At 71.6% G+C, this 14480-nt stretch carries 8 protein-coding genes; 5 read left to right on the top strand and 3 right to left on the bottom strand.

Translation table 11 applies throughout. The annotated features are described in order from the left end of the window. Positions 1–346: 346 nt before the first annotated feature. Complete coding sequence (locus OP79_RS38820; RefSeq protein ID WP_051745309.1) at positions 347–3925, top strand: SpoIIE family protein phosphatase; 3579 nt, start codon at positions 347–349, stop codon at positions 3923–3925. 169 nt (positions 3926–4094) lie between these two features. Here the strand turns inward: OP79_RS38820 and OP79_RS38815 are convergent, their stop codons facing one another. Then, the gene (locus OP79_RS38815) at positions 4095–5984 is read right to left on the bottom strand and encodes an ATP-binding cassette domain-containing protein (RefSeq protein ID WP_033327347.1); all 1890 of its coding nucleotides are present in this window, start codon (positions 5982–5984) and stop codon (positions 4095–4097) included. A 315-nt stretch (positions 5985–6299) separates the two neighbouring features. On the opposite strand from OP79_RS38815, the gene OP79_RS38810 reads away from it, so the two are divergent. Continuing rightward, complete coding sequence (locus OP79_RS38810; protein WP_033327345.1) at positions 6300–7040, top strand: class I SAM-dependent DNA methyltransferase; 741 nt, start codon at positions 6300–6302, stop codon at positions 7038–7040. A 9-nt stretch (positions 7041–7049) separates the two neighbouring features. On the opposite strand, the gene OP79_RS38805 is transcribed toward OP79_RS38810, so the two are convergent. Then, the gene (locus OP79_RS38805; protein ID WP_063742075.1) at positions 7050–8015 is read right to left on the bottom strand and encodes an arginase family protein; all 966 of its coding nucleotides are present in this window, start codon (positions 8013–8015) and stop codon (positions 7050–7052) included. A 217-nt stretch (positions 8016–8232) separates the two neighbouring features. Here OP79_RS38805 and OP79_RS38800 point away from each other — a divergent pair, with 217 nt between their 5' ends. From OP79_RS38800 to OP79_RS38790, 3 genes are all read left to right on the top strand, one after another. Beyond that, the gene (locus OP79_RS38800) at positions 8233–9021 is read left to right on the top strand and encodes a hypothetical protein (protein WP_211270943.1); all 789 of its coding nucleotides are present in this window, start codon (positions 8233–8235) and stop codon (positions 9019–9021) included. After that, positions 9018–9560, top strand: coding sequence for a SixA phosphatase family protein (locus tag OP79_RS38795; RefSeq protein WP_033327341.1), 543 nt, complete (start codon positions 9018–9020; stop codon positions 9558–9560). Before OP79_RS38800 ends, OP79_RS38795 begins: the two co-directional genes overlap by 4 nt. A gap of 77 nt (positions 9561–9637) precedes the next feature. Further along, complete coding sequence (locus OP79_RS38790; RefSeq protein ID WP_033327339.1) at positions 9638–10264, top strand: YigZ family protein; 627 nt, start codon at positions 9638–9640, stop codon at positions 10262–10264. Positions 10265–10857: 593 nt separating this feature from the next. Here OP79_RS38790 and OP79_RS38785 read toward each other — a convergent pair. Beyond that, the gene (locus OP79_RS38785; RefSeq protein WP_033327337.1) at positions 10858–14430 is read right to left on the bottom strand and encodes a glycoside hydrolase family 32 protein; all 3573 of its coding nucleotides are present in this window, start codon (positions 14428–14430) and stop codon (positions 10858–10860) included. Positions 14431–14480 lie beyond the last annotated feature (50 nt).

Below are 14480 nucleotides of genomic sequence, written 5' to 3'. Positions count from 1 at the left end.
CGGCCTCCTTGGGGCTTCCTGCGGTGCCTGCTCTGGCAGGCAACAGCGGGCGGGGAACGATGATTCCCGCCCGCTCGGCGAGCCCGGGTCCGGCCTCACTCGGGCGGCAGGCCCGCAGGGACTGCGAGTCGATGATCACCGCCGTCGGCGTGCGGTTGCAGGCGTACACTGCTGGGCAAATAGCCTTTTAACTGTTTAACTTTCCAATTCGGGCAGAAATGTAGCCAGAACCGTCGGATCCTCGGATCCGGCGTCCGATCTGCCCGGGAGGTCCGCAGCGAGTGGCCGTCGGCAGCCTTGGGAGGGCGCGGGCGGATCACATAGGCGCCAGGAGGAAGATTTCTCGATGACCCGGCCCGATGACCCGCGTACCGCGGCGGCCCGGGTGTTCGCCGAAGGCGGCGCGTTCGGCGAGCTTCTGGCAGGGATCGACTGGGCGGCGACGCCGCTCGGGCCCCCCGTCTCCTGGCCGGGGGCCCTGGTGGACACCCTGCGCCTCATGCTCACCTCGGAGCATGCGATGGCTCTGTACTGGGGGGCTGAATTCGCCACGCTGTACAACCAGGGCTCCACACCCATTGTCGGCGCCAAACACCCCTGGGCGCTCGGCAGGCCCTACAAGGAGGTGTTTCCCGAGGTCTGGGCCCACCCCGTGAGCTCCCACTTCCACTATGTGACCGGTACCCGCAAGCCCCTGCTGGTCCCGAATGAGCTGCTCATCATGGAGCGCCACGGCTTTTTGGAGCAGTGCTACTTCGACTCCGCCTTCCAGCCCGTGCTGCTGGACGACGGCACTGTCGGCGGCGTGCTGCAGATCCTCACCGAGACCACCGGCCGGGTACTGGGCGAGCGCCGGCTGCGCCTGCTGAGCGAGACCGGCACGCGCACGGCCGGGCTGCCCACCCCGGACGAGGTTGCCCGCGTGGTCGCCGAGGTGGCGGGCTCCTACCCCGAGGAGATCCCGTTTCTGGGCCTGTACCTGGCCTCCGAGCCGGGGATGCAGCGGCCGGCGGCCTCCGCCGGGCTCCAGTCGGCGCCCGAGACCGGCTCGCTGAGTGCGGCCGACGGGTCGGAGGCGGCGGCCCGGCTGGCTCAGGTGGTCGCCGACGGTGCCCCGGCCACGCTGCCGGCCGCCGCGTTCACCGGCGGCGGCACGGCCGGGCAGCACGCCGCGGCCACCCGGATCCCGGTCGAGGAGGCGCTGGCCCTGCCGCTGCACGGCGCGGGCCAGGTGGAGGGCGTCCTGGTGGTGGGCCTCAACCCCTGCTTCCCCCCGGCCGGGGCCTACCACGACTTCCTGGAGGTGCTCGCCTCCGCCGTGGCCGGGGCGCTGTCGGCCGCGCTCGCACACGAGTCGGCCGCGCTCGCGCACGAAGAGCAGCGCCGACGGGCGGAGGCGCTGGCCGAGCTGGACCGGGCCAAGACCACCTTCTTCGCCAACGTCAGCCACGAGTTCCGCACCCCGCTCACCCTGCTCCTGGGCCCGCTCCAGCAGGCCCTGGCGGACGAGGACCGGCCCGAGCGGCGCGAGCAGCTGGAGCTGGCCGAGCGCGGCGCCCTGCGCCTGCTGAAGCAGGTCAACACCCTCCTGGACGTCGCCAGGGCCGAGGCCGGGCAGATGCGCCCGGCCCTCGAACCGGTCGACCTCGCCGGTGCCACGGCCGAGCTGGCCGGGGTGTTCCGCTCCGCCTTCGAGGCGGCCGGGCTGACGCTGGAGGTGGACTGCCCGCCGCTGCCCGAGCCGGTGCCCCTGGACCGGGAGATGTGGGAGAAGATCATCCTCAATCTGCTCAGCAACGCCCTGAAGTTCACCTTCACCGGCGGCGCCCGGGTGGAGATGGCCGCGGCCGGCGACCGGGCCCGGCTGACCGTGACCGACACCGGCACCGGCATCCCCGCGGACGAGCTGCCGCGCCTGTTCGAGCGCTTCTACCGGGTCCGCGGCGCCCGCTCCCGCTCCCACGAGGGCAGCGGCCTCGGCCTGGTGCTGGTGAAGGACCTGGTGGAAGCACACGGCGGCACCGTCGGCGTGGACAGCCGGCTCGGCCAGGGCACCACCGTCACCGTGGACCTCCCCTTCGCCGCCCGCCAGCCCCGCCCGGCCCCGCCCGCGGCCGGCGCCGGATCCCCCGGGGAGACCCCCAGGGAAGGCGGAGGCGGCCGGCCCGGCCGCTCCGCGGCCTACGTGGACGAGGCGCTGGGCTGGCTGGCGGCCGACCCCGACCCCGCCGCGGCCACCTCTGCCCCCGCCGCGGCACGCACCCCGCAGGCCCCCGCGACCCACGATGCCCCCCACGGCCCCGGCCCGCACGAAACCGACCGCCCCCACCGGGCCCGCCTGCTGGTCGTCGACGACAACGCCGACATGCGCGCCTACCTCACCCAGCTCCTGCAGCCCGACTACGACGTGCTGCTCGCCGCCGACGGCCGGGCCGCCGTGGAGACGGCCCTGGCACAGCCGGTGGAACTGGTGCTCAGCGACGTGATGATGCCCCGCATGGACGGCTTCGAGCTGGTCCGGGCGCTGCGCGCCGACCCGCGCACAGCCCGCCTGCCCATCGTCCTGCTCACCGCCCGCGCCGGCGAGGAGGAATCCGTGCAGGGCCGGCACGCCGGCGCCGACGACTACCTGGCCAAACCCTTCTCCGCGCGCCAGCTGCTGGCGCGCGTCCGCACCGGGTTGGAACTGTCCCGGCTGCGCGAACAGGGCCTGACCGAGACCCGCAACCAGCTGGCCGTGCTGGCCTCCCTGGCCGAAGCGGGCCTGCGGCTGGCCAACACCCTCGACCCGGACCAGATACTGCAGACCGCCGGCCAGATCCTGCTGCCCGACTTCGCCGACCAGATCAGCATCCACCTCACCGCCGCGGCACCCGCCCCGGCGCAGTCGCCCCCGGCATACATCGCCGGCGCCCCCCTCCTCGACCGCGAGGCCCTGACCACCGCCGCCGCCCACGCGATCGACGACACCACCCCAGCCCCAGCCGGCTCGCACCCAGTCCCAGCCGACCCGCACCCGGCGCCCGCCGCCGTGCTGGCCCTGCCGCTGCACGCCCACGACCAGACGCTGGGGGCCCTGGTACTGGTCCGGCACACCGGCGGGTACTCCGCGGTCGAACACAAGTATCTGGAGAACCTCGCCCACCGCCTGGCCCTGGCCTACGACAACGCCACCCGGTACCACAACGAGCGCCGCCTCGCCCTGACCCTGCAGCGTGCCCTGCTGCCCCACCGCCTGCCCCAGGTGCCCGGCGTGCGCCTGGCCACCCAATACCGGGCCAGCAACCGCGGCGCCGAGGTCGGTGGCGACTGGTATGACGTGCTCGCCCTGCCCGACGGCGCCGTGGGGCTGGCCATCGGCGACGTCATGGGCCACGACGTGGAAGCCGCCACCGTGATGGGCCAACTCCGCTCGGCCCTGCACAGCCTCGCGCTGGAGGGCGCCGGCCCGGCCCAGGTGCTGACCAGGCTGGACGCCTACCTGCAGTCGCTCGCCACCGACCGCTTCGCCACCTGCCTGTACGCGGTCTACGACCCCCACCGGCACCGCCTGCGCTACGCCGCCAGCGGGCACCTGCCGCCCCTGCTGGTAGCCGCCGACACCGCCTACCTGGAGCTGCCCCCGGCGCTGCCGCTGGGACTGGGCAGCATCCCGGTCGACCGTGAGGTGGCGTTCTCGCCCGGCACCAGCCTGCTGCTGTACACCGACGGCCTGGTGGAGAACCGGGCGCTGTCCCTGGACGACGGCCTGGCGTCCCTGCGCCAGACCTGCGACGCGCTGCCCGCCGCCGCCCGCACCGACCCCCAGCAGATCACCGAACGGGCCCTGGAGCTGCTGAACACCCCCGACCGGGTCGACGACGACGCCGCCCTGCTCGCCGCCACCGCCGAACCGTCGCGTCGGACCATCGCGTCGAACCGGTGACCCGCAGGCTGAGGGAAGTGCCGTACAACCGGCCGCTGTTGCTCGTAGTCGTTGCCGGTCGGTCCGAGGAAGCTGCGAATTCGCTGATCCACTGCTGACGAACTGTCTTCATCGCTCATGGAGTCGCGGATCCCGGACGTCATGTCGAGGGCACTACATGTCGAGGGCGCTATCGGTCCTGGGAGAGTGCGAGGAGTTCGGCGAAGGTGCCGCCCGCATGGACGAGTTCGTCGTATCCGCCCTGTTCGGTGATGCGGCCCTGGTCCATCACCACGATGTGGTCGGCGACCTTCGTGTTCTCGAGCCGGTGGGTGACGACGATCGTGATGCGGTCGCCGGCGATGGCCTTGATCTCCTCGAAGATCGCGTGCTCGCCGCGGGGATCCATCTGCGAGGTCGGCTCGTCGAGGATCAACAGAGACGGGCGCCGGTACAGAGCCCGGGAGCAGGCCAGCCGCTGCCACTGTCCTCCGGACAGTTCGGCCCCGCCGAACACCTCGCGGGCGAGGAGCGTGTCGAGGCCATGGGGCAGATCCTCGACGGCTTCGCGCATACCGACCGCGTCGAGCGCCTGCCACACCTCTCCGTCGTCGAAGGTCCGCGGCTGGCCCAGCGTCACGTTCTCCCGCACCCGCAGCGGCCACTGGGCGAAGATCTGCGGGACCAGACCCGTGCGGTTCCAGACCGTGGCCTCGGCGATGCGGGCGAGGTCCGAGCCGTTCCAGGTCACACGGCCCTTGTCCGCGAGGTAGATCCCGGTGATCAGGCGGGTCAGCGTGCTCTTGCCGGAACCGTTCACCCCGACGACGGCGAGGATCTCCCCGCGCCGCAGGGTCAGGGAGACACGGTCGACGGCCGGCTTGTCCTTCCCCGGATACTGGTACGTGACCTCGTCCAGCCGGATCTCCTCCACGGGCGCGCTCACGGCGAGTTCGCCGCGGTCCGGCGCCCGCGCCTCGGCGTCGTCGAGGAAGGCCTGCATATCGCTCAGGTACAGGCTGGTGTGGAACACGGCGGCCCCGTTGATGATCACCTGGGACAGCGCCGCCAGCGTCGTCTGGACCGCGACGACAGCCGTCGCGGCGAGGGCGAGCGCGACCCGTCCGGTCACGGCGAGCCAGGCGAGAACCGCCCAGGTGGCGACCAGGAACACCCCGCCGACCACCGATGACACCAAGGCGATCCGCAGCGTCCGGGGAGCGGCGGTCAGCGTGCGCCCGTCGACCCGCTCCGACAGGGACCGGTACCAGTACAGCAGGTAGTCCGTCATCCCGTTGGCGCGGACCTCGTCGGCGTACTTCGGTGTCGTCGACCACCACCGCATCATGCCGCGGACGTTGCGGTCGGCGACGTTGGCGTAGTGGATCTCGTAGTCGACCCGGGCGCTCAGCACCGCGCCGACGCCGGCCGGGAGCACGGCAAGCAGGAGCAGGGGCAGCATCAGGGGGTTCAGGACCGACAGGACGCCGCTTGCCGTGACCATCTTGACCAGGGCCGACATAAAGCGCTGGGCGTCGGAGACCATGACGTGGGTGCGCATCACGCCCATCTCCGCTGCCTCCTGCCGGTCCGCGAATCCGTCCACGGCGTAGGCCGCCGCCTCCACTCGACAGACCGCCTCGACCAGCGCGGTGTCCGTCACGGTCGTCAGCCTGGGGGTGATGCGACGCTCGGCGTAGGTGGCCACGGCAGCCGAACCGCGTGTGAGTGCGCTGGCACCGGCCACGACGAGGAGAGCCGGCAGAGCCGCGTGCAGCCGGTCGGCGACGGAACCGCCGCCGAGGACGGGGCGCATGGCACTGGCCGTCGCGGCCAGCAGCACCGCGGCGGCCACGCCGGTGACCAGCTGGCAGATCAGCAGGAGGACGACGGCCCGTCGGTCGACGTCCCACGACATCCTGGCGATGCGGCGCAGCACGGAGGGCAGCTGCCCACAGAGCTTGCGGAAGGAGACCTCGCCGAGCGGGTTGATGGAGTACTGGCCCGTGTAGGTGATCTCGGCGGGCGGCGGCGGAGGCGGAGTGACGGCTTGCGTGTCCTGGGTGTCGGCTGAGGTCAACTGGACTCTCCTGCAAGGTCGTTGTGAACGGATCGGCGCGGGCGAACGCCAATGGAGTCAACGACGCGGGAGGTGTGTCGAACACACGTGTTTGAGACGGTGTGGATTCCGTACGGGAGCACGGAAAGCGTCAGGTGCGGGGTGCATCCACCCTTGGGGCGTGCGGTCGGCCCTGGGCGGAACAATGGCCGAAACGCCGAGGCCGATACGTATGTGTCGGACGGGGTTTTCGCCGAGCACCGAGCGGTGCGCGACCCTGCCCCAGGGCTGAAAAATCGCGGGCGTCGGACGGGCCGTGGGCGGTACGTTCCCCGAATGCATGATGAGGACGGCTACTTCGGGGAGAAGGTGGCGGCCGGCTACGACGAGTCGGCGGCGGACATGTTCCGTCCGGAGGCGGTGGATCCGGCGGTCGGCCTGCTGGCCGGGCTCGCCGGCGACGGCCGGGCGCTCGAACTCGGCGTCGGCACCGGCCGGATCGCGCTGCCGCTGGCCAGGCGCGGAATCCCGGTGCATGGCATCGACATGTCGCGGGCCATGGTGGCCCGGCTGCGCGCCAAGCCCGGCGGCGACAGCGTCGGCGTGACGATCGGCGACTTCGCCACGACGCGGGTGGAGGGCACGTTCGCGGTCGCCTACCTCGTCTTCAACACGATCAACAATCTGACGACGCAGGACGCCCAGGTGGCCTGCTTCCAGAACGCCGCCGCCCATCTGCGGCCCGGCGGCTGCTTCGTCATAGAGGTGGGCGTGCCGGAGCTGCGCCGGCTGCCGCCGGGGCAGAACGCCGTGCCGTTCCGCATCAGCCCCACACAGTGGGCGTTCGACATCTACGACGTCGCCACCCAGGCGATGAGTTCGAACTACGTCACCATCGTCGACGGACGTGCCGAGCACGAGTACTACCCGTTCCGGTACGTGTGGCCCTCGGAACTGGACCTGATGGCGCGGCTCGCCGGACTGCGGCTGCGCGACCGCTGGGAGGACTGGGACCGGGCGCCGTTCACCAGCGAGAGCCGCCGGCATGTCTCGGTCTGGGAGAAGCCCGCCGACTGACGGCCGGCCTCAGGGGGCGGTGCGCCGCGCCGACAGCCCCCGGCACAGGCACTCGGTGAGGCGGACGGCGATGCTGCCGTCGGGGTCGAGGCGGGGGTTGAAGATCGTGACGTCGAAACCGACGGCTCGCTCGCCGGCCAGCGCGGTCCGCAGCACGCTCTCCAGTTCCGACCAGGTCAGTCCGCCGGGGATGCGGTAGTCGACGGCGGGCATCACCGCGTCGTCCAGTACGTCGACGTCGAGATGGACCCAGTACCCGCCGCTCCCGCCCCGGGTGAGCCGTTCGACCGCCTGGCGCGCGGCGGCGTCGGCGCCGAGAGCCCGTACCGCATCGAGGTCGAACGCGTGCAGCCCCGACGGCAGCGGCTGCATCCCGGCCGCGGTGGACTCCTCGGTGTCGCGGAAGCCGAGGGCGACGACGTCCTCGTCCCTCAGCAGCGGACCACGGCCCTCCAGGTCGGTCAGCAGGCCGGGCCCGCGGCCCGTGGCCAGGGCGAGTTCCATCGAGGCCACCTCGCCCGTCGGCTCCGCGGACGGCTGGTAGAAGTCGGTATGGCCGTCGAGGAACAGCAGGCCGTAGCGTCCCCGGCGGCGCAGGGCGAGGAGATTGCCGAGCAGGATGCTGCAGTCGCCGCCGAGGACCACGGGGAAGCCGCCCCGGTCCAGTACGCCGCCCACGGCGTCGGCCAGCTCCACGGAGTACCGCGCGATGCCGACCGGGTTGAGCACCCCGGTGTCGGCGTCCCGCCTCGGGTCGTACGCCGCCGCCTCGACCCTCCCCCACTCTCGGCTTCTCCCCCACTCTCGAATTCGCTCGAGCGGGGGAACCCCCATGAGCGGGGGGACCCCCATGGCCACCACCGCCCCGAGGCGGTCGAGCAGCCCGGCATCGCGCAGGGCTTCCGGCAGATCCTGTACCCCGGACGGCCGCAGCCCGAGCACGGACGGCGCCTCGATGACCATCAACTCCCGCACGCCCGAACCCCTTTGTCCGCCGGCCTGCCTCAGGGCGTCGGATGTCGAGCACCGCCGCCACAGCACCCATAGTGCCGCAGAACGGACACTCTCTCCTGTGCCGCCGCAGACCAGTTGCGGCTCGGACCGACCGCTCACAGCCGCGTCCGCCACCACCCCGATACCGAATGAAGCACGTCTCCCTGCGCCCGGCCTCCCGCGGGCCTACGCTCACCCCGTGCTCCGTATCACCGACGCCCGAACGGGCGAGTCCGCCGACGCCGCCCCCGCCCGCCGCGGCCTGACCCGCGTCGAGGCCCATGTACCGCGTGCCGACACCACCGGCCTGCGGGTGCTCCTGGTCGCCGACCTCCTCGTACGCGCCCTGGAACTCAACGGGACGCCCGTCTGGACGGTGCTGACCGCCCCTGAGGGGCACGCGGAACTCCGGGAACGCGCATCGGCCCTCGGCATCCGGCCGTTCGAGGATCCCCGCGCCGGGGAACCGCCGCTGGGTGAGGCACAGGTGCTCCATGTTGTCGCCGGTCCCGCCACTCCCGAAGGGCCGGGCGGCCAGGACGACGAGGTGCCGGACGGCGTACACGTCGAGGTCGCCCCGGTGCACGACGAGATCCCGGCCGATGACGAGAGCGGTCCGGTTCATGAGGGCGTTGAGGGGAGCGACCCCTCGGCCCTGCGTCTCGCGCTGCTCGCGCGGCCCCGCCGCGATCCCCTCCGGCTCGACGCGGCCGGCCTGGCCGACGCCGAGAAGGTCCTCACGCACTGGCGGGGAGCCGTCGCCACCTGGGCCACGCATCCCTCCAGCCCCATCCCCGATCCCGTACGCCAGCAGCTGCGCGCCGCCTGGGAGGACGACCTGGACGTGCCCGCCGTGCTCGACGTACTGCGCCGGGTGGCGACATCCCAGACCGTTCCGGACGGGGCCCGCTTCGAGACGTACGCCTACGCCGACCGTCTCCTCGGGCTCGAACTCACCCGTGACATCGGCCGCGGAACCCCGTCATGAACGCCCCTGCCGGAGCGCCCCCGCAGCGCCGCCTGATCGTCCTACGGCACGCCAAGTCGGCCTGGCCGGACGGCGTCGCCGACCACGAAAGACCGCTCGCACCGCGTGGCCGCCGTGACGCCCCGGCCGCCGGGCGCGCGCTTGCCGCTGCCGACTGGCTGCCCGACCTGGCGCTCTGCTCCACCGCCGTACGCGCCCGCCGGACCTGGGAACTGGCCGCGGCCGAATGGACCACACCTCCTCCCGTACGCCACGATCCGCGGCTGTACGCGGCCGACGTACCCGAGTTGCTGGCAGCGGTGCGCGAAGTGTCCGACGACGTCAGGACGTTGCTGCTGATCGGACACAACCCCGGGCTCGAGGAACTGGTGCTCACCCTGGCCGGGGACAGTCTCGACGACGCGCTGGACGAGGTCCGCACGAAGTTCCCGACGTCGGCGATCGCGGTCCTCACCTGGTACGGCGACACCTGGTCCTCCCTCGGCCCCGGCATGACGCTGCTCACCGACGTGACCGTGCCGCGGGGCAAGAAGGGCTGATCTCCGCACCGGGTGGCGGCCCGACGGGACGTACGCGCGCGTGCAGCACCTTCGCGCGGGGCGCATACGCTGGCCCGATGCAGGACGAGTACCGCACGGTGGCCCGCGCAGGCGTGCACGAGACCGAAGTCAACCGCTCCCGCTTCCTGTGCGCGCTCGCCCCGGCGGCCACCGAACAGGAGGCCCAGGAGTTCATCGCGGCCATCCGCAAGGAGCACGCGGACGCCACGCACAACTGCTACGCGTACGTCATCGGCGCCGACGCCTCCGTACAGAAGGCGAGCGACGACGGCGAACCGGGCGGCACAGCCGGCGTCCCCATGCTCCAGATGCTGCTGCGCCGCGACCTGCGGTACGTCGTCACCGTCGTCACCCGCTACTACGGCGGCGTCAAGCTCGGCGCGGGCGGGCTCATCCGGGCGTACGGGGGAGCGGTGGGCGAGGCCCTCGACACCCTCGGCACGATCACACGTAAACGCTTCCGTCTCGCCACCGTCACGGTCGACCACCAGCGGGCGGGCAAGGTGCAGAACGACCTGCGGTCGACGGGGCGTGAGGTACGCGACGTCCACTATGGAGAGGCTGTCACCATCGAGATCGCCCTCCCGGACGCGGACGTGGAGACGTTCCGGGCGTGGCTGGCCGATGCCACGGCGGGGACGGCGGGGTTCGAACTCGGGGGAGAGGCGTACGGGGACGCCTGATGCGGATGGCACTGTGGCCGCCCGAAGGGGCCGATACGGCAGTAGCCGCCCGTGATGTCCGACCCGGCCGTTAGTCTCGGGGATCATGAGGTTGCTGCACAAATTTTTGGGGCGCCTTTACCGTAAGTGCGCTGATTCGGCAAAGGTACAGGTCAGATGGCCGTCGTTCCGTCAATGAAGGGCTCGTCGGTGGTGCCGATGCTGGTTCGGTGCTGACCTGTGGGCACCCCTCGTCATCCCTAGAGAACGGTCCTGCCTGTGGTCGGTGGGTGCGCTGCGGAAGCTCCTTCGATTCGTCTGGCGGTCACAAGCAGTTACTGCCGACGGCGGGACAAAAAGCCGTCGGCAGTCGCCGCCACCTGTTGTGTGCGTCGTTCCGTGACCGCCAGATCGTGCTGGTTCGCCAACCGCCAGATCACTGGTCCGGACACAGATGCATGGCCAGGGCGGAACCGTCCGTGGTTGCCGCGGGAGACGACCAAGGCACGGGGCATGGGAGACACAAGAGTGCCTTCCGGTTCACAGAGGCTCCGCCCCGGAACTCGGGGGTGGAGCGTCTACGGCTCACCGCTTCAGATCGGCTTGACCTGCGGTCACAGCTCCTGTACGTACGTGTCCTGGTACGCCGCCCTCCCCCCGAACACGTTGAGGCCGATGTGCCCGCTCGTGTACGTCGTGTCCGTCACGTCGATGATCCGGGTGCCGTTGAGGAACACCTGGATGCGGTCGCCCTCGGCGAGGATACGGACCGAGTAGGTCGTGCCGCGGCGGATCAGGGCCGGGACGCGGGCGAGGGCGGCGCCGTCGTCGAAGTGGCCGTCGGTCTTGGCGACCAGGCGGATCACACGCAGGTCGGGGTCGATGTTGAGGCAGTAGGCGTCGGTGCCGTCGGAGGAGGCGCGCCAGAGGAGGGAGAGGGCGCCGCCGGTGTCCGAGTCGGGGCCGCCGAGCCGGACCAGGGTGGTGAGGTCCACGTCCGTCGCCGTGCGCGCCGATATGGCGTTGGAGTCCTTGTCGAAGGTTCCGGCGCGGCCCGCGCTGTCCGTCGCCCAGTGACCGGCAGGGAGGACTGTCAACTTGCCCAGATCTGAGCGGAATTCACCGCCTGTCGGGGGTGCCACCGGCGGATTCACCCGGTCCACGAGGCGGTAGACGCTGTCCAGCTTGTGCACCTTGAGTGACTCTATGTGTGCGGTGCCGCCCTTGGTGTAGAAGGCCATGCCGTCGGCGTCCGTGTCGGGGAAGACCAGGCTGGTCACCGCAGCCTGTCCGTCCGCGCCGAATGCCTCGACCGATGACGAGTCGACGTACACGCGCAGGGTCACGCGGCCCTCGGTCGCTTTCATCGGCGCGGTCGTGCGGCCCGCGAAGTACTGGGTGAAGTCGCTCAGGCCCGAGGCCGACCGGTCCGCAAACAGCTGGTTCGCCTCTGCGTCGTATCCGACCGTCGTGTACTGGTCGTTGCCGGCCCGGAGCCGGAAGCCGATCTCCGTGGCGGTGCCGAGGGTGATCTCGGCCTCGATCTCGTAGGCGATGCCCGTGACGCCCGCGAGGGCGTTCGCGGAACCCGGGCTGACGGAGAGGTCCTTGCAGGTCGTCGTAGACGTACGCAGGGCGGACAGCTCCGTGACCGGGCGCTGCACCAGGCGTACGCCGTCGGCGGTGTCCGTGAGGGTCAGTTCGCGGGAGATGCTCAGTTGGCCGTTCCAGGCGCCGGTCGGGGCGCTGAACGGGTAGTCCCAGTTGCTCATCCAGCCGAGCCAGACTCGGCGGTTGTCGGGCAGGCCGTAGAAGGACATGGCGGCGTAGTAGTCGCGGCCGGAGTCGGCGCGCAGGACTGTGCCGGCCTTCTGGTCGGGGGTGAAGGACGTGCCGTTCCACTCACCCGTGAAGTACTGGGCGGCCGAGCCGTTCGTGGCACGTACGGCGCCCGTGCTCAGGGTGAGGACCCACTTCACCTTGCCCTTGTCGCCGTCGACCGGGAGCGGGAAGAAGTCGGGGCACTCCCAGACACCCGGCGTGACCCAGTCGCCGAAGCCGAAAGAGCTGGCCTGGGTCCAAGTGAGGAGGTCGGTGGAGGTGAAGAAACGGACGTGGTCGCCGCCGGAGACCACCATCAGCCACTGGTCGTGGGCCTCGTCGCGGATCACCTTCGGGTCGCGGAAGGTCCAGCCGGCGTCGGGACCGCCTGGGTTCTGCACGGCCGGGGTCGAGCCGCCGTGCAGCTTCCATGAGCGGCCCTTGTCCTTGCTGTACGCGATGCGCACGCTGGCGTTCCCGCCCGGCTTGTCCGGGTGGTGGCTCGTGTAGTACGCGATCAGGCCCGAGCCGCCGTCGAAGAGACCGGAGGTGTCGTCGGCGTCCACGACCGCGCAACCGGTCCAGCAGTGGCCGTACGCGTTCCAGGGCAGGGCGATCGGCAGGGCCTGCCAGTGGACGAGGTCGGTACTGACCGCGTGCGCCCAGCGGCCCTCGTCCTGGTGGAAGAGGTGGTACTCGCCGTCGTGGTACAGCAGGCCGCAGGGGTCGCTGGTGGAGCCGGTGAGCTGGGAGTAGTGATACGTGGGGCGGTACGGCTCGGTGAAGTAGTCGGCGGTGCTGTGGACTTCGACATTCTGGAAGTACGACGTCCCGTGCGCGGCGGTGGTGCCGACCGCGCCGCCCGTGGTGCGGGACACGCGGGTCCTCAGGGCCCGTACGCCGTCCACGTACACCTCGATCGTCCTGCCCGTCGCGCGGGCCTCGACGCGGTACGTGCCGCCGGACGTGATGCGCCGGACCGGACCGGAGGCGGACGCGAGGCGGGCGCCGGAGGAGCGGTCCAGCAGGACGACGGCGTTGCGGCCGGGTTCCAGGCGGGCTTCGTAGCCGCCGGAGCCGTTCGCGGACGCGCGCAGGACGAGGCCGGCCGAGGAGGAGCGGTCGGCGGGTGTGATGTCGGCCCTCGCCACCAGGTCGCCCTCGGTGAAGGGTGCCGTGCGCAGGCCGTTCTCGCCGCGGATGCCGCGCAGGTCTGGGGTCCAGGTGCCGGAGCGGGTTGTCCAGCCCTGGAGGCCGGTGGCGAGGTCGGCGGCGGCGATGTTCTCGAAGGACACCGCGCCGGACGATGCCGTGACGGCGAGTCGGCCCTGCGTGTGGGTGGAGTCCTGGGCGGTGATGACTGGGCTGTAGCCGTCGGGGGAGAGGAAGTTGGTCTGCCAGTGCACGCGCAGTTCGTCGCCCTCGGCTTCGACGCGGAGGCGGTAGACCGTGTCGGCCTTGATGGTGGTCGCGTACGTGCCGAGAGTGACGTTCCCGTCGACGCGATAGAGCCTCAACTTGCCCTGGCCTGGGTCGACTTGGATGCCATAGCCGCGCGTGGCCCTGGCGTCGGTACGCACCAACAGCGAGGCGAGCGCGGAGGCGTCGTGCAGGAGCAGGTCGGCCTGGAACGCGGTGTCGTACGCCTGGGTCGTGGTGACGGCGCGGGCGGTGGCTCCCGGGGACGGGGCCGCTCGCCAGCCGAGCGGACTCGCGTTCCAGGTGCCGCCGCTCGTGGTCCAGCCGGTGAGGTTGGTGGTGACCGTCGAGAGGGAGGGCGGGCCGAAGGTGACGGTGCCGCCCTGGGCGAGCAGGCCCACCGAGCCGGTGTCGTGGCGGTGGTCCTCAGTGTGGAGGAGCCGTTTGCCATCGACATACACCGTCAACTCAGGTCCGTCGACGGCCACTTCGAGGCCGCAGGGTCTCCCGGTCCGCGCGCCCGGCAGTGGTGCGGTGGCGAGTGTGTCGCCTCTCGCCAGATCGTAGAGCCGTATGCGGGCACGGCCGGGGTCGAGGGCGACCGCGTATCCGGTCGAGCCGTCGAGGGCGGCCCGGAACACCAACGCGCCTACGGAGGAGGCGGATTGGGGCGTGACGCGGGCCGTGTACGTGCCGTTGGTCGCGAGTTGCTGCTCGGACAGGGCGAGGGCGGGCTCGCGACTGCCGGCGGTCGCCTTCTGGCCGCCTTCGGAGGTGCGGGTCCAGGTGCCGGTGACGGGGTTGGGGTCGGGGATCGGGGTGGGGGCGGGGGTTGCTCCGGCGGCGCTCGGGGCGGCGGCCTGTGCCGCGGACATGATGCCTCCGAGAGGCAGCAGGGTGGCGGCGGTGCCTCCTGCGAGCAGGAGGGTACGGCGGGACACGCTCATGGCGGCTCCTGAGGGAGAGCGGGGAAGGGTGGGCCACGGCCCGGGGGGAC

The organism is Streptomyces yerevanensis, assembly GCF_000716805.1.
GTDB classification, from domain to species: Bacteria; Actinomycetota; Actinomycetes; order Streptomycetales; family Streptomycetaceae; genus Streptomyces; species Streptomyces flaveus.
The sequence above is the reverse complement of the archived record's forward strand: the minus strand, read 5'-3'. Positions and strand labels throughout refer to the sequence as shown.

Excerpts from the sequence above, each read along its gene's own strand:
- OP79_RS38785 (WP_033327337.1), bottom strand. The coding sequence starts at position 14,430 with ATGAGCGTGTCCCGCCGTACCCTCCTGCTCGCAGGAGGCACCGCCGCC.
- OP79_RS38795 (WP_033327341.1), top strand. The coding sequence starts at position 9,018 with ATGAACGCCCCTGCCGGAGCGCCCCCGCAGCGCCGCCTGATCGTCCTA.
- OP79_RS38810 (WP_033327345.1), top strand. The coding sequence starts at position 6,300 with ATGCATGATGAGGACGGCTACTTCGGGGAGAAGGTGGCGGCCGGCTAC.
- OP79_RS38790 (WP_033327339.1), top strand. The coding sequence starts at position 9,638 with ATGCAGGACGAGTACCGCACGGTGGCCCGCGCAGGCGTGCACGAGACC.
- OP79_RS38820 (WP_051745309.1), top strand. The coding sequence starts at position 347 with ATGACCCGGCCCGATGACCCGCGTACCGCGGCGGCCCGGGTGTTCGCC.